Source organism: Sorangium sp. So ce295 (assembly GCF_051527405.1).
GTDB lineage: Bacteria > Myxococcota_A > Polyangia > Polyangiales > Polyangiaceae > Sorangium > Sorangium cellulosum_B.
Genome location: NZ_CP150324.1, coordinates 11,934,454 through 11,949,272, shown reverse-complemented (window position 1 = coordinate 11,949,272; position 14,819 = coordinate 11,934,454). Strand labels below are relative to the sequence as shown.

Below are 14,819 nucleotides of genomic sequence, written 5' to 3'. Positions count from 1 at the left end.
GCTTCAGCCGCCGTCCGCCGCCCCGGCCTCGGCCCCGCTGTGCACGATGCGCGCCGGCATCTCGACCGTCTGCGGCGGCTCGATGCGCTCGCCGAGGAACGTGCGCCACTGGACGACGTAGCGCCCGCGCAGGGGCCCGATCACGTAGCGCTCGCTCGCCGGAGGCACGGCGACCGCCGGGATCCCGTCGACGAGCAGGTAGAGCAGCGCGTCGGTCTGGTTGACAGCGACGAACCCCTCGCCGGGCGCGCCCGGGTCGACGCTCGCGGGCAGCTGGAGCGGCTCTTCTCGGATGGCCGCGAGCTCGTCGCGCGTCAGGAAGACGCCGCCCTGCGCCGACGGGAGCCCGGCGGCGGCGTACGCGGCGCTCGGGGGCGGCATGAGCATGTCGGTCGAGATCAGGTCCGTTCGCCGGGCGATCGACGTGACCTCGAACGCGACGCCGCCGCCGCCTTGCCAGGCATAACTCGCGTAGAGCGGCACCTCGCCGGCCACGCACTCGGGCGACTTCGGATCCACGCCGACGATCTCCAGCAGCGCCCGGCAGAGCAGCGGCCCCCCGTCGCCTGCCTCGGGGACCCTGCCGAGCTCGACGTACAGCGCGCCGAGGCTCCCGTGCACCTCGACCTTGCGGACGTCGATCTCGAGCCGCTTGCCGTCGCCGACAGGGCGCGCCGAGCCCGTCGACAGCGGCGTCACGTCGACGCGCCGCTCGCCGAGGAGCGTGCGGAGCGCCCCCGGCGGCACGACCCGGTACTGGGTCAGGGACGGCCAGAGCAGCACCTCGCCGTACACGTCGTGGCGCGCGCGGAGCTCGGAGCCCGCGGGCAGCGGGAGCGCGCGCGACGTGAACTGGACCCGCATCCGGCCCGTCTCCGCGAGCTCGACCTTCCACGTCAACTCGGTGAGCTTCTGCGCCGCGTGGATCCCGGAGGCCGCCACCTCGGACGCCTTGGGGGGCTGCGGCACGTCACGGAAGCGGAACGCCGCCTCGAGCATCACGCCGGGGAGCTCGCGGGGCGAGAGCGCGTCGTCCGGCAGGGGGGTTGCGGGCGAGAGCGGCAGCGGCGACTGCGGGCTCGCCTCGGACATGATCAGCCGGCCGTAGTCGTCGGCGATGATCTTCGCTGTCGCCTCGGCGGCGGACGCGTCGAGCAGGTCCGGCGTCTCGTTCGCGAGCGGCGCGGGGAGGATTTTCGCGTTCGGGCTCGCGCCGGCGTCCAGCGGATCGACGGGCGCGTGGCGCGACGGCTCGCACCCGGCGGCGGCGAGCAGCAGGAAGGCCGCGGCGACGCGCGCGGCGATCACGGCTCCAGCTCGAACGTGTGGATGACGCGCACGCGCGCGTCGAGCGGCGGCGGGTCGGGCGCGCACTGCGTGTCCAGGAAGACCGCGGTGCAGCGGGGATGGCAGCCCAGGAGCAGGTTGCAGTTGGCCGCCTCGTTGTCGAACACCGCGATGACCCGCCCGAGCCGCGAGAGCTGCGGCGCGACGCTCCGCTTGAACTCGGTGTCGGGCATCTCGAACCTCGGCTTCACGACGAGCTCCGTGCCGATGACCCCGATGGGGAAGCCGAGGTCGCGCAGGCTCGCGAACGAGCCGAGCGCCATCTTCGGCAGGTCGCGGCCGGTGAGGTACACGAGGGTCGCCCCCGCCGCGTGGCAGTCGCGCGCGTACTGGCTCGCGCCCGGCACCTCGACGTCGTGCCGGATGTGCGGATCGTTGAAGAAGCGGGCCCTCCAGAAATCGAACGCGTGCAGGTGGAGCGCCTCGTCGTCGATGCCGAGCCGCCGCAGGTTGTCCTGGAACCCGTACACGATGCCGTCGGGCGTCGCGCGCTCGAGGAGGGCGGCGGCGTGCGGGTGCTTGCGGCGCCACTCCTCCGCCAGCTCATGGAGGATCGCGGCCACCCGCGGCCGGTTGTCCATGAGGGTGCCGTCCAGATCGAAGACGATCACGGGAGGCCCCTCCGACCGATCGGCCGCGCGCTCGACGATGGATCTCAGGAGCCGCGTCCGCTCGACAGGGACGAGGCGCTTCTCGTGAAACAGCGTGCTCAAGGTCGTCGCGCCGCGGAAACGCGCACCGTCCGCGCGGCTCCTCGGGCCGGAACCCTAGCGCGAACTCGCCCTCCCCAGAAGCGGCGGCGCCCCACCCCTTCGCCAGGCCCTGCGGGTCTGCGTAAGTGTGCAGAAATATCCTACATTGTTGGCCTATTCATTCCGCTCTTCGTAGGATTTTCCAAATCGGGGCCCTCGAGGTTCCGAAGGAAGGCCCATGCAGAACCGCATCAAGACCGCTCTGGCCCTGGCGATGGCGCTGACCGCCGTGGTGGGCTGCTCGAAGACCCCTCGCGATCGTCTGCAGGGGCGCTGGTATGGCGATGCCATCGAGAACGCCCCTGTGGAACAGCTCACCAAGGCGACCGGGTGGGTGAAGGGAACGGCGCTCGAGTTCAACGGCAGCAAGGTAACGGTGACCGTGCCCGCGGAGACGCCGCGCAGCGGCACCTTCAAGGTGACGAAGGCGGACGGCGATCAGGTGACCGTCGCCTTCCTCCGCCCCGAGGGAGGGCTCGATGAAGCGGCGTTCCGCTTCACCACGGATCAGACGCTGCGCTGGGAGATCGGCGACGGCCGCGCCATCGTGCTGACGAAGGCGAAGAACTGAGCTTCGCGGCTATCGCCGCACCCGCTCCCTCCGCACCCGCGTGAGCCACCGCGCCTCGCCGCGATCGCCGTCCCGCGCCAGCAGCACCACGACATCCTCCGAGAGCGGCCCGGTGAGGCGCCGCCGCGCTTCCTCGATGGAGCGCACCTCGACGCCGTTCACGGACAGGAGCCGATCGCCGGGCTCGATGCCGGCCTCCTCGGCCTCGCTCGCCGGGGGCACCGACACAACGGTCACGGTCTTTCGCTCCTCGCCGAGCGTCACCGCCAGGCTCCCTGCGCCCTTCGGGTCTTGCCGCGCGCCGTCTCCTGGCAGCGCGATCCTCACGCGCTCGGTCGTCCTGCCGGCCCGGACCTGCACCGGCTGCGACTCGGCGCGCCCGAGATCCGCGCTGTACGCCTCGAGGATCGCCGTGCCCTCGGGCAGCCCGCCGAGCTGGAACCGCCCGTCGCGGTCGGTGGTCACCACGCCCGGCGGCAGCGGGCCGAGCGGCAGGTACGTCGGCACGCGGTCGCGCGCGACGCGGGCCCCCGCCACCGCGTCCCCGCGCTGATCGACGACCTGGCCGGCGACCTCTCCCGCCTCGGACAGGTCGATGCGCCCGAGGTCCGTCGGGCGATCGGGATCGCCGGCGATCGTCACCCGCAGCGTCGCCGGCGCGTACCCGTCGCGGCTCACCGTCACGCGGAACTGGCCCTGCGCGAGGTCGGCGAGCGTGAAGGCCCCCTCCGCGTCGCTCGTCGCGCGGCGCGGCCCGGTCGTCGAGAACAGCGTGATCCGCGCGCCCTCGAGCCGCTCCCGCCCGCCGCGCCCGGTCACGGTGCCGGTCGCCTTGAGGGCGGCGCCCATCTCGAGCCGCAGCTCCTTCGGCGCGGCGTCGACCTGCTCGACGCGCGGGGACTTGCCGGAGCGCACGAGGCTTACCCGGAGCGGCAGGCCGGCGGCGTCGGGCAGCAGCGCGTCGCCGTCGTCGTCCGTGAACAGCGTCTTGCGGAGCGGGACGGCCACGTCGAGCGAGAGCACGCGCACCTCCACGCGATCGAGCGGGTAGCCGCGATCGTCGGCGACGTGGATGGCCACCGCCTCGCGCACCTTCGGGAGGACGACCTCGATCTCCTTGCGATCGCGCTCCGGCACCTCGACGACGAGCCGCGCCACGACGTCGCCTGGCGACTCGGCCCGGGAGACCGAGACGAGCACCTCGTCGGGGACCGCGGCGAAGGCGAACGTGCCGTCGTCCGCGGAGTACGTCACCCGCTCGAGCGAGCCGGCGGTCGCGGCCAGCTCCACGCGCGCGCCGGCGACCGGCTTGCGGTCCTCCTCGAGGACGCGTCCCTCGAGCAGGCCGCCCTGGCGCATCACCACGCGCACGTGGGCCTCGCCGCCCGGCTGCAGGGTCACGATCTCGCTGGGCGTCTCGACGTACTCCGGGTGCCGGACGATGGCGTGGACGCGCCCGGGGGTGACGGGCTCGGCCCGGAACGTGCCGTCGGCGCGCGTGACCCACGGCTCGCCCGAGCGCACCGAGGCGGCCGGCAGGACGGCGTCGCCGCGCGGCAGGTCCGGGATGGGGCCCGGCATCACCCCGAGCTCGCCCGCGGGGATCAGCGGCGCCGGGCCGGGCAGGGCGCGCTCGAAGTGCTCGTCCCTGAACTCGGACATCGCGGTGGTCTCGTCGATGGGCATCCCCTCGGCGTCGGCGCCCACGACCTCGATCGTCGCACCCGGGACCGGGTAGCCGCGGTCGTCGACGACCTCACCCACGAGCGCGCCGCCGCGGAGCAGGGGGATGCGCACCTCGGTGGCGCCCGCGTCGACCTGCACGGCGTTCCTCGGCACGAAGCCGGCCGCCAGGGCCGAGGCGCTCGCGTATCCCGGCGCGATGGGCCCGAGCGTCACGGACCCGTCGTCGCCCGTGCGGCCGTGCAGCGGGAACGCCGACAGCCCCTGCTCGACGAGCACGACGTTCGCGCCCTTCACGGCCGGCGCGTCCTCGCCGTCGCCGTCGGTCACGAGGAGCCGCACGTGGCGGCCGGGCCCGAGGACGAGCTTCACCTCCTTGCCCTCGCCGCGCCTCACGGCCACGGCCAGCGCGGTCGCGCTCACGGCGGCGCCGCGCCGGGCCTTGAGGTCGTACACCCCGTCGCGGAGCCCGGCGATCCTCGCGACGCCCGTCGCGTCGGCGGTCGTGCTGCGCGCTGGCCACAGCCCGGTGCCGGCGGCGAGCACGGTCGCGCCGCCGGCCGGCTGCCCCTCCGCGTCCACCACGCGGACCGTGAGGGCGCCGAGCCGATCCATCCGGAGCCTGAGCGGCGCCGGCCCGGGCACGATGCCTGTCCGCACGGTGTCCTCGAAGCCGAGCGCCGACGCGCGGACGACGTAGGGCGCCGCCCCGAGCCGATCGAACCGCGCGCGGCCGCCTTCGGCGGTGGTCGCCACGAAGGGGAGGGGATCGGCGGTCGCGACCGTCACCTCGGCGCCGTCGATCGGGCGCTCGGCCTCGTCGACGACCAGCACGTCCAGCACCTTCGCGGGCCGCAGCACGAGGTCGACGGCGCGGGGGCCTGGCTCGAGCGCGACGCGGGTCGAGGCGCGGGCCCGCTCCGCGCCGTACGCCATGATCCAGGCCTCCCCGGACGGCAGCCCGGTGAAGCGAGCCTCGCCCGAGGGATCGGTCTTCAGCTCGCCCGCGAAGTAGGCGCGGTCCTCGCGCAGGGCGAAGACGCGCACGGTGGCGTCCTTCAGCGGGCGCCCCTGCTCGTCGCGCACGGTGGCGGTGAGCTCTGCCGCGCGCCCTTCCACCCACGCGGGCACCGGCGGCGCCGGGATCGGCGCCCGCGGCAGGTACCGCGGCCCCAGATCGCGCAGCGTGGTCGCGGCGAAGAAGCAGACCAGCGCGGCGATCGCGGCCAGGACGGTATCGAGCCGCGACCGGCGATCGGCCCGGTCGGCTTCCGCTGCGGGTTGCTTGTCCTGTTCCGCTGCGGGTTGCTTGTCCTGCTCGGCCACGGCCTGGATTTCTACTCCGGATCCGCGAAAACGCCGAACGTCCCGCCGCCGTTCCCGGATCCCGCGGCGCCGCGCCGGCGTCCCGAGATCAGGCCTGGCGGCCGCGGTGCAGCTCGATCACGGCCTGGATCTCCCCCTCGGACAGGATGTGATCCGTCGCCTTGGCCTTCGCCAGGATGGCGTCGACGAGCTCCTTCGAGGGCTCGATCTTCCGCTGCCGGAGCCAGTAGTTCACGTTGGAGGCCCCGGACATGTAGCCCACGCAGATCTCCTGCTTTCGCCCGAACATGCCGGCGGGCACGCCGGAGTAGATCCGGTCGGCCATCCAGGAGTCGCCCTTCGACTCGGCCTTGATGATGGCCGCCGCGTGCACGCCGGTCGCCGTGCGGAAGGCGTCCCGTCCGACCAGGGGATAATTGATGGGCACCTCCCAGCCGACCGCCTGCGCGGCCGTCGTGCAGTACTCGAGGAGGTGGGTGAGGTCCTGGTGCTCGAGGAGGCCGAGGAGCTTCATGTTGAGCAGGATGAGCTCCATCGCGGCGTTGCCGACCCGCTCGCCGATCCCGAGGGCGGTGCCGTGCACCCGGTCCGCGCCGAACTGGAGCGCCCAGATCGCGTTCTCGAGCGCGAGGCCGCGATCGTTGTGGCCGTGCCAGTCGATGCCCACCGACGCCCCGGCCCCCGCGACGATGGCCCGCGTGAAGTTGATGAGGTTGCGAACCCCGTCCGGCGTCGCGTGCCCGACGGTATCGCACAGGCACAGCCGGGACGCGCCGTGATCGATGGCGACCTTGAAGAGCGTCGCCAGCACCTCGGGGCGCGAGCGCGTCGTGTCCTCCGTGACGTAGGCGACCGGGAGCCCGGCCTTCACGCCCGCGTCGATCGCCGCGGCGCTGCGCTGCGCGATGAGGTCGACGTCCCACGCCTCCGCGAGCTGGCGGATCGGGCTCGATCCGATGAAGGCGTAGATCTCCACAGGGATCCCTGCGCGCTGGGAGATCTCGATCATCGGCGTGATGTCCGAGACGACCGTGCGGCCTGCGCAGGCGATGCGGAGCGGCAGGTTGTTGTCGGCCACCTCCCTGCACATGCGGAGCACGTCCTCGAACGCCCGCTGCGAGCTGCCGGGCAGGCCGACGTCGGCGATCTGGATACCGATCCTGGCCATCAGGTGGAGCAGCTTGAGCTTGCTCTCGATGTTCGGATCGGCGACCGAGGGGTTCTGCAGGCCGTCGCGCAGGGTCTCGTCGAAGAAGCCGATGTTCTCCGGGATGACCCGCCCGACGCGCCCGACCTCGTTCCAGTCGTAGATCAGCTCGGTCGGGCGGTTACCGGAGGCAGCGATCGCCATGCACTATTATAGTGCGCCTCGCTCGACGCCGGGCCTGAAGCGAAGCTTTTGCGGGGCGCTCGACATGACGCACGGCGCAGGTGAAGACGGGCGATCGATCGCACGCTGCGGTGCGCTGGCCCTGCGCGCTCGGCAAGCCTAAGCTTGCGCCCACGACGATGTGGCAATCCCTACCTGAGTTCGGGACCGGCGTCCTTTACGCCATTCTGGTCACCGCGGCGTATACCTTCGCCGTCGGTCTCGCGTCGGCGCGCGGGCGGCCGCGGCTGCTCCAGGCCGCGCGGCTCGGCGCGTACGGCACGATCGCGCTGGTCGGCCTCGCGGTGCTCGTGCTGGCGTACGCCTTCGTCAGCCACGATTTCCGGATCGCCTACGTCGCGCAGTACAGCGATCGGTCCATGAGCACGCCGTACCTCATCGCCGCGCTCTGGGGCGGGCAGGACGGCTCGCTGCTCTGGTGGATGTTCCTGACCGCGCTCTTCTCGGGGACGTGCGTCGTCTGGCTGCAGCGCCGGTATCTGGAGCTCCAGCCCTACGTCATCGCGACGCTGATGAGCGTCCTGATCTTCTTCGCGGCGCTGATGATCTTCGCGGTGAACCCGTTCCGGACGAGCGTGGCGGGCGCCCCGCTCGACGGCAACGGGCTGAACTACCAGCTGCGCAACTTCTACATGATCATCCACCCGCCGAGCCTCTACATCGGCTTCACGAGCGCGGCGGTCCCGTTCGCGTTCGCGATCGCCGCGCTCGCCACGGGCCGGCTCGACAGCGAGTGGATCGTGGCGACGCGCAAGTGGATGCTCTTCTCCTGGCTGTTCCTCTCCATCGGCAACGTGCTCGGTATGCTGTGGGCTTACGAGGAGCTCGGCTGGGGCGGCCCGTGGGCCTGGGATCCGGTCGAGAACGCCGCGTTCCTCCCGTGGCTCACCGCGAGCGCCTACGTCCACTCGACGATGATCCAGGAGCGCCGCGGCATGCTGAAGGTGTGGAACATCTCGCTCATCTGCGGGACGTTCTTCCTCACCATCTTCGGCACCTGGCTCACGCGGTCCGGCCTCATCGCGAGCGTCCACTCGTTCGCCCAGTCCGGCATCGGCATTTGGTTCGTCGGCTTCATGGCCGTGATCCTGGCCACGTGCACCGCCCTGATCGTCTACCGCCTGCCGCGGCTGCGCAGCGACGGGCAGTTCGAGTCGATGCTGTCGCGCGAGGCCGCGTTCCTCTTCAACAACTGGGGCTTCTTCAGCATCATGATCTTCATCGCGGTCGCGACGGTGTGGCCGCGCATCAGCGAGTGGCTGCTCGACCAGAAGTCGACCCTCGGGCCGACGTTCTACAACATGTGGCTGCCCCCGATCGCGCTCGTGGTCTTCCTGCTCATGGGCGTCGCGCCGCTGCTCGGGTGGCGGAAGACGTCGCCGGAGCTCTTCCGGAAGAGCTTCCGCTGGCCGGTACTTGCCACGGTCGTCACGGTGGCGCTCCACCTGACGCTCGGGAAGAGGGTGGGCTTCGCCCCGTTCGTCGCCGTGGACCCGATCTACCCCGGCCAGTTCGGCGACGCGCTCGCGAAGCTCGCGTCGACCTACCCGTTCTTCACGGTGGCCATCGCCGCGTTCAACATCGCCGTGGTCGCGCAGGAGTTCGCCCGCGGCATCGCGGCGCGGCAGAAGCGCGGGAAAGAGCCGCTCTTCACCTCCTTCTACAACCTCGTCGCCAGGTCGCGGCGCCGCTACGGCGGCTACATCGTGCACGTCGGCATCGCGGTGATGTTCATCGGGTTCGCCGGCCGCGCGTGGGGCGTCGACAAGGAGATCAGCCTCCACCCGGGCGAGTCCGTGCAGATCGAGGAGTACCGCCTCACCTACGCCGGCCCGCGCATGGAGGTCGACAGCGAGAAGCGGATGGTCTTCGCCGACCTCGACGTCGAGCGCCACGGCGCGCCGATCGGCCGGATCAGCCCCGCGAAGTTCATCTACAAGGCGTCCCCGGAGGCGCCTTCGACCGAGGTCGCGCGGCACATCACCGTCAAGAACGACCTCTACGTGATCATCGGGATGGCGAACCCCCAGACGAAGGTCGCTTCGTTCCAGATCCACGTGAACAACCTGATCTCGTTCATGTGGTTCGGCGCGGGCATCCTCATCCTGGGGGCCCTCGTCGCGATGTGGCCTGACATCGCGCTCGAGGAGGCCGGCGCGTTCGGTTATGTGCGGGCGGCGGGGTCCGTCACCGCGTCGGTCGTGTTCGCCTTCCTGCTCGCCGGCGGCCCGTCGCAGGCCTACGGGCGCCCCGTCCAGGAGGGGCTCGGGCGACCTGTCTTGGTCGCGCCCGGCGCGGCGGACGGCGACGTCCGCGCCCCGGGCTCCGGCGCGTCGCTTGATCCCGGGCGGTCGCCCGCGAAAGGTGCCATCCTCCCGACCGCTGCCGAACCGAGGCAGCCGGCGTTCGAATGAGCCGCACACGAAGACTCATCCAAGGCATCACCCTCCTCGTCGCGGGCGCCCTCGCCCTCGTCGTCCTGCTGCGCTCGCCGGAGTTCGCCCACAGCCAGCAGCTCGGCGAGGGGATGCAGCGCTCGGGTGTCGTCGGCATCGCGAACGACATCGAGCGCAAGCTCTTCTGGAGCCTGATCTGCACGTGCGGCTGCCCGCGCGAGACCCTCGGGACGTGCACGTGCGGCACCGCGCACGAGCGCCGCGACCAGCTCCGCGCGGCGCTGGCGTCGGGGCTGTCGATCGAGGCCATCCAGGCCGCCTACGCCGAGCGCTACGGGGCGGAGGCGCTGGCCGTGCCGCCCAACAAGGGGAGCCAGCGGCTGCTCTACCTCCTCCCGCTCGGCGCCATCGTGGTCGGCGCGGGCATCGTCGTCGCGACGCTCCGCCGATGGAAGCGGCGCAGCGACGAGGCGGGCGCCGCCGGCCAGCAGCGATCCGCGAAGGGCGTTGTCCCCGGCGCCCGTGACGATTACGACGACAAGCTCGACGAGGAGCTCAAGAGCCTGGACCGCGAAGACCGCGAATGAGCGCCGAACAGCCCGCCAAAAGCGCCACCTCGGCCACGGCCGACGAGACCGTGACCCGGGGTACTGACTCGCCGCTGGAGCGGCAGATCGTGCACTACGCCCGCTTCGGGGCGCCGCTCGCGGCGCTCGTCGGCGCCGGCGTCGCGGGGCTCGTCGCCGGGCCGCCCGCGGCGATCCTCGTGCTCGCGGGCGGCGCGCTCGTCGCCGTCATCGCCATCTTCTGGGCGAGCCTCCGCGTGCTGATCGGGGAGACGCCGCTGAGCGGCGCCGACGCGTACGCGATCGGCGCGCCGCGCGCCGAAGAGGAGCAGAAGCAGGCCGTCCTGCGCGCGCTCAAGGACCTCGAGTTCGAGCGGAGCGTCGGGAAGATCAGCGATGAGGACTACGCCGAGCTCGTCGCGAAGTACCGCGCCGAGGCGAAGCGGCTCCTCCGCCTGCTGGACGCCGACGCGCAGCCGCGGCGCGAGCAGGTCGCGGCGCTCGTGGAGAGGCACCTCCGGCGCGCCGGGCTCCAGGACGACGGCGCGCCCAAGGAGCCGGACGAGGCCGCGGCGACGGCGGAGCCCGCGGCGACGCAGGGCGTGGCGTGCGGGGAGTGCGGCACGCTGAACGATGAAGACGCGGTGTTTTGCAAGAAGTGCGGGACGAAGCGCGCGCTCGGCGCGCCTCAGGACGACCCGGCTGCGACGGACGACGCCGCGGCCACCGTCGATGAGGATGAGAACGATCGCAGGAGGGCCTCGTGATGCGCTGGACCGGGTGTACCGCGCTCGCCGCGATCGCCTCGCTGAGCATCACCGCCGCGCAGGCGGTGCAGGCGCAGCCGGCGGCGTCGGCGCAGCCCACGGCGGACAAGGCCGCGCCGGCGCAGTCCGCAGCGGCGAAGCCGGGTGAGAAGCCGGCGGCGGCGCCGGGCGGCGCCGCGCCTGCCGGCGCCGGCGGTCCTGCTGCGACCTCGACGGCCGTAGCGGCGGACGCGGGCGCGCCCGACGCTGCGGGCGAGCTCCCGCCGGGGCATCCCGAGGTGGGGCAGGCGCTGCCTTCGGGCCATCCGCCGGTGGGGAAGCCTCCCGCGGCAAATGCGGCCTCCCGGCGCGCCTCGGAGCAGCTGACGGGCATGTTCGAGGCGCCCGATGACACCGTCCAGGAAGACACAGGGCTCCCGCCCGGCGTCCTCGTGCTCACCGTGCAGGACGCGGATGGGAACCCCGTCCCTCGCATCTCCGTCGACGTCGACATCTTGCAGAGCTCGGTGACGAAGGGCGACTCGCGCGAGCGCATCAGCCGAGAGACGGACGACGCGGGCACCGTCCGGCTCGAGAACCTCGCGATCGCCGGCGGCACGAGCTACGGCATCTCGGTCACGCGCGAGGGCGGAACGTTCTCGATCCCGCATTTCGGGCTCAGCGCCGAGGCCGGAAAGCGGGCCGTGCTCCACATCTACGACGCCACGCCGAACGTGAGCGGCCTGATGGTCGGGACGCAGGGCATCGTCTACCTCCAGCTCCGGCAAGACTCGATCTCGGTGGAGCAGCTGTTCCAGGTCTTCAACCTCGGCCGCGTCGCCTGGCTGCCGAACGAGACGTTCGCGCTCCCGCGCGACTACAAGGCCTTCAACAAGACCGAAGGCATGGGCGAGGAGATGCGCTTCGACGAGGTCAAGGGCACCGGCGTGGCGCTGCGCGGCACCGTGAGCCCCGGCCGGCACGAAGGGCAGTTCCGCTGGCAGGTCCCGCTCCATAACGAAGAGCGCCAGACGATCCGCATCGAGCTGCCGCCGCGCATCGCCCAGATGCGGGTGATGGCCGAGGCGTCGAAGTCGATGACGCTGAACGTCGCCGGCTTCCCCGCGGCCCAGCGCACCCAGAACCGGGACGGGAAGAAGATCCTGATCACCGAGATGCAGGGCACCCGCATGGAGGGCGGGATGAAGGTCATCGAGATCACGCTCGGCGGGCTGCCGACGCCGGGCGTGGGCCGGTGGATCGCGCTGGTGCTGGCCGGCGCGACCGTGATCGGCGGGGCCGCGCTGAACCTGGTCCGGCGGCGCGACCAGGACCGCGGGCCCGACGACGAGGAGCGGCGGGAGCTGATCGAGGCGCGGAACGCGCTCCTCGACGAGTTCGTCGAGCTCGAGCGCGCGCGGAAGCGGGGCGACGTCGGCCCGAAGACGTACGATCGCGTCCGTGCGGCGCTCCTCGACGCGCTCGCGCGCATCGTGGCCATGATCGAGGCCAGGCCGGCGCGCGGGAAGACCGCTGACGCGCGCGGGAAGGCCGCCGGCGCGCTCAAGGCCGACGCCGCCGGATCGCCGCGCTCCTGAGGGGTGGGGGCAGCGCCGGACGTCGGGCGGATGCCGGGGTGGAAGGCCGGCCTCGCCGCGGGCGCGGCCCTCCTGATCGGCGCCATCGTCGCGCTCGCGCTCCATCGCGCGGAGCCGCCGGCGCGCTGCGCGCCGGGGATGGTCGCGCTCGGCCCGCGGTGTTGCGGCGAAGGCCAGCGCCTCGATGACGCCGGCCGCTGCGCAGGCGCGCCGGGGCGATGCGGCGCCGGCCTCACGGTGACCGCCGCTGGCTGCGTCGCGCCGGGCGCGGCCGTCCGCATCGCCTCCGGGACGCTGCGCCTCGGGCCGAGCGACTGGGAGGCGCAGGGCATCGTCGAGCCGCGCGCGGTGTTCGTCCCGGCGTTCTCGCTCGACGCGTTCGAGATCACCGAGCAGCGCTACGCCGCTTGCGTCGACGCCGGCGCGTGTGCCCCGCTCCCGCTGCGCGGCGAGCCCGGGGTCCCCGTCACGGGCGTCACCCTGGCCGAGTCGGCTCGTTATTGCGCCTTCGCGGGTGGAGCGCTCCCTTCGCGGGATCAGCTCGCCTTTGCCGCGGCGGGCGACTCGGGCCGGCGGTACCCGTGGGGCGACACCGGCGCGGTCTGCCGGCGCGCCGCCTTTGGCCTGCGAGCGGGCCCGTGCGGCTGGGGCGCGACGGGCCCCGAGCTCGCCGGCTCGCGCCCCGACGGCGCCGCCGTGCACGCGGGCGGGCGGGTGTTCGATCTGGCCGGCAATGTTGCCGAGTGGGCGGCCCCTGATCCGCTCGAGGGCGAGTTCTCGGGAACTCACGGCGGATCATGGACGGATGGGGCCGCGGCGGCGCTCCGCACCTGGAATCGTCGCCTTGTCCCGGTATCCATCCGAGCGCCGGATCTCGGCTTCCGGTGTGTCTATCCACCGTAGCGCTCGCAGGCGCGCCCCGCTCGGCGGCGGGCGGGTGGGGGAGGGGACGGGGTGGGGGGACAAACGGGGTGGGGGGACAAACGGGGTGGGGGGACAAACGGGGTGGGGGGACAAACGGGGTGGGGGGACAAACGGGGTAGGGGGACAAATGGGGTGGGGGGACAAACGGGGTAGGGGGACAAATGGCGTAGGACGACAAAACCACCTCGTTTTCCGACCGCAAAACAATCCGGAAACGCGCTCCGTCGGCGCCGGATGGAGTTAGAGTCCCAAGTCCCAATGACTGTCGCGCTTCTCTCGATCGGGACCGAGCTCACCCGGGGCGAGATCATCAACACCAACGAGGCCTGGCTCGCTGCCGAGCTCACCGCAGCGGGCTTCACGGTCAGCGAATCCAGCACCGTCGACGATGACATCGATCGCATCGTCGCCGCGGTCCGCCAGCTCGCGAGCGCGCACCGGCTGGTGATCGCCACCGGCGGCCTCGGCCCCACGACCGACGACCTCACCGCGAAGGCCGCGGCCCGTGCGATGGGCACCGACCTCGTGCGTGACGAGAGCACGCTGCTCGCCATTCGCCGGCGCGTCGAGAGCCGGGGCAAGACGATGAACGCGGGCCACGAGAAGCAGGCCGAGGTCCCCGCCGGGTCGGAGATCCTCCCGAACTCCTCCGGCAGCGCGCCCGGCTTCGGCATCCACCTGGGCGAGTCCACCGTGTTCTTCCTCCCGGGTGTGCCGCGGGAGATGAAGAGCATGTTCGCCGAGCAGGTGCTGCCGCGCGTGCGGCCGGCCGCGCCGAACAATACCTTTCAGGTCCGCCTCCGCACCTACGGCCTTCCCGAGTCCACGCTGGGCGAGCTCCTGAAGGGCGTGGAGGAGGCCCACCCCGGCATCACGCTCGGCTACCGCGTGCACTACCCGGAGGTCGACGTGAAGGTCCACGCCCGCGCCGCCACGCAGTCGATGGCGCACGAGCTGGCCTTGAAGGCGACGGCCGATGTCCGTGAGCGGCTCGGCACCGCCGTGTACGGGGAGGGGGGCGACGCCTTCCCGGAGATGGTCGGGCGTTCGGTGCGCGCCCGTGGCTGGAGGCTCGCCGTGTCGGAGTCGTGCACCGGCGGCCTGATCTCTCACCTGCTCACCAGTTATCCGGCGAGCGACTACCTGGTTGGCGCCGCGGTCACCTACGCGAACAGCGCCAAGACGCGGCTGCTCGGCGTCGCGGAGGACACCCTGCGCGGCCACGGCGCGGTGTCGGCCGAGGTCGCCGCCGAGATGGCCCAGGGCGTCCGCCGCCTCTGCGAGGTCGACGTCGCCATCTCCGTGACGGGCATCGCCGGCCCGACGGGCGGCACGGCGACCAAGCCGGTGGGCCTCTGCTACTGGGCTGTGTCGCACCCCGGCGGCCTCGTCGTGCGCGACCGGGTGTTCTCGGGGGATCGCGAGGAGGTCCAGCTTGGCGCCGCCTACGCCGTCCTGGACCTCCTCCGCCGCATCGCTGGCAATCTTCCCGAGCGCTGACGCAGGCCGAGCGCTGACGC

Annotated in this window: 11 protein-coding genes; 7 read left to right on the top strand and 4 right to left on the bottom strand. The window is 72.5% G+C overall.

The genetic code is table 11. The features are described from left to right. Nucleotides 1-3: 3 nt before the first annotated feature. Nucleotides 4-1,308, bottom strand: a complete 1,305-nt coding sequence (locus WMF11_RS45400; RefSeq protein ID WP_437975164.1) for a hypothetical protein — start codon at nucleotides 1,306-1,308, stop codon at nucleotides 4-6. Continuing rightward, nucleotides 1,305-2,060, bottom strand: coding sequence for an HAD family hydrolase (locus WMF11_RS45395; RefSeq protein ID WP_437975163.1), 756 nt, complete (start codon nucleotides 2,058-2,060; stop codon nucleotides 1,305-1,307). Before WMF11_RS45395 ends, WMF11_RS45400 begins: the two co-directional genes overlap by 4 nt. A 217-nt stretch (nucleotides 2,061-2,277) precedes the next feature. On the opposite strand from WMF11_RS45395, the gene WMF11_RS45390 reads away from it, so the two are divergent. Next, nucleotides 2,278-2,670: a hypothetical protein gene (locus tag WMF11_RS45390; protein ID WP_437546895.1), complete on the top strand. Its 393-nt coding sequence runs from the start codon at nucleotides 2,278-2,280 to the stop codon at nucleotides 2,668-2,670. A 9-nt stretch (nucleotides 2,671-2,679) separates the two neighbouring features. Here WMF11_RS45390 and WMF11_RS45385 read toward each other — a convergent pair whose 3' ends face one another. Then, entirely contained in the window at nucleotides 2,680-5,679 is a 3,000-nt protein-coding gene (locus WMF11_RS45385; protein ID WP_437975162.1) for a carboxypeptidase regulatory-like domain-containing protein, read from the bottom strand. Between the two features lie 88 nt (nucleotides 5,680-5,767). Next, the gene (locus tag WMF11_RS45380; protein ID WP_437546891.1) at nucleotides 5,768-7,030 is read right to left on the bottom strand and encodes a LeuA family protein; all 1,263 of its coding nucleotides are present in this window, start codon (nucleotides 7,028-7,030) and stop codon (nucleotides 5,768-5,770) included. 158 nt (nucleotides 7,031-7,188) lie between these two features. Between WMF11_RS45380 and WMF11_RS45375 the strand changes: the two genes are divergently transcribed. The 6 genes from WMF11_RS45375 (at nucleotide 7,189) to WMF11_RS45350 (ending at nucleotide 14,799) form a co-directional block, all read left to right on the top strand. Further along, the gene (locus WMF11_RS45375; RefSeq protein ID WP_437975161.1) at nucleotides 7,189-9,483 is read left to right on the top strand and encodes a heme lyase CcmF/NrfE family subunit; all 2,295 of its coding nucleotides are present in this window, start codon (nucleotides 7,189-7,191) and stop codon (nucleotides 9,481-9,483) included. Continuing rightward, complete coding sequence (locus WMF11_RS45370; protein ID WP_437742437.1) at nucleotides 9,480-10,052, top strand: cytochrome c-type biogenesis protein; 573 nt, start codon at nucleotides 9,480-9,482, stop codon at nucleotides 10,050-10,052. Before WMF11_RS45375 ends, WMF11_RS45370 begins: the two co-directional genes overlap by 4 nt. After that, complete coding sequence (locus WMF11_RS45365) at nucleotides 10,049-10,798, top strand: hypothetical protein (RefSeq protein WP_437975160.1); 750 nt, start codon at nucleotides 10,049-10,051, stop codon at nucleotides 10,796-10,798. Before WMF11_RS45370 ends, WMF11_RS45365 begins: the two co-directional genes overlap by 4 nt. Continuing rightward, on the top strand, nucleotides 10,795-12,375 hold the full coding sequence (locus WMF11_RS45360; RefSeq protein WP_437975159.1) for a carboxypeptidase-like regulatory domain-containing protein: 1,581 nt from the start codon (nucleotides 10,795-10,797) through the stop codon (nucleotides 12,373-12,375). Before WMF11_RS45365 ends, WMF11_RS45360 begins: the two co-directional genes overlap by 4 nt. A 30-nt stretch (nucleotides 12,376-12,405) precedes the next feature. Then, nucleotides 12,406-13,278 (top strand): formylglycine-generating enzyme family protein, encoded by an 873-nt coding sequence (locus tag WMF11_RS45355; protein ID WP_437905255.1) that lies wholly within the window; start codon nucleotides 12,406-12,408, stop codon nucleotides 13,276-13,278. A 279-nt stretch (nucleotides 13,279-13,557) separates the two neighbouring features. Then, nucleotides 13,558-14,799 carry a CinA family nicotinamide mononucleotide deamidase-related protein gene (locus WMF11_RS45350; protein ID WP_437905254.1) on the top strand — a complete coding sequence of 414 codons (1,242 nt, stop codon included), beginning with the start codon at nucleotides 13,558-13,560 and terminating at the stop codon, nucleotides 14,797-14,799. Nucleotides 14,800-14,819 lie beyond the last annotated feature (20 nt).

Bases quoted from the DNA above. Each gene is read 5' to 3' on its own strand.
- WMF11_RS45365 (WP_437975160.1), top strand. From the start codon at position 10,049: ATGAGCGCCGAACAGCCCGCCAAAAGCGCCACCTCGGCCACGGCCGAC.
- WMF11_RS45375 (WP_437975161.1), top strand. From the start codon at position 7,189: ATGTGGCAATCCCTACCTGAGTTCGGGACCGGCGTCCTTTACGCCATT.
- WMF11_RS45380 (WP_437546891.1), bottom strand. From the start codon at position 7,030: ATGGCGATCGCTGCCTCCGGTAACCGCCCGACCGAGCTGATCTACGAC.
- WMF11_RS45370 (WP_437742437.1), top strand. From the start codon at position 9,480: ATGAGCCGCACACGAAGACTCATCCAAGGCATCACCCTCCTCGTCGCG.
- WMF11_RS45355 (WP_437905255.1), top strand. From the start codon at position 12,406: ATGCCGGGGTGGAAGGCCGGCCTCGCCGCGGGCGCGGCCCTCCTGATC.
- WMF11_RS45390 (WP_437546895.1), top strand. From the start codon at position 2,278: ATGCAGAACCGCATCAAGACCGCTCTGGCCCTGGCGATGGCGCTGACC.
- WMF11_RS45350 (WP_437905254.1), top strand. From the start codon at position 13,558: ATGACTGTCGCGCTTCTCTCGATCGGGACCGAGCTCACCCGGGGCGAG.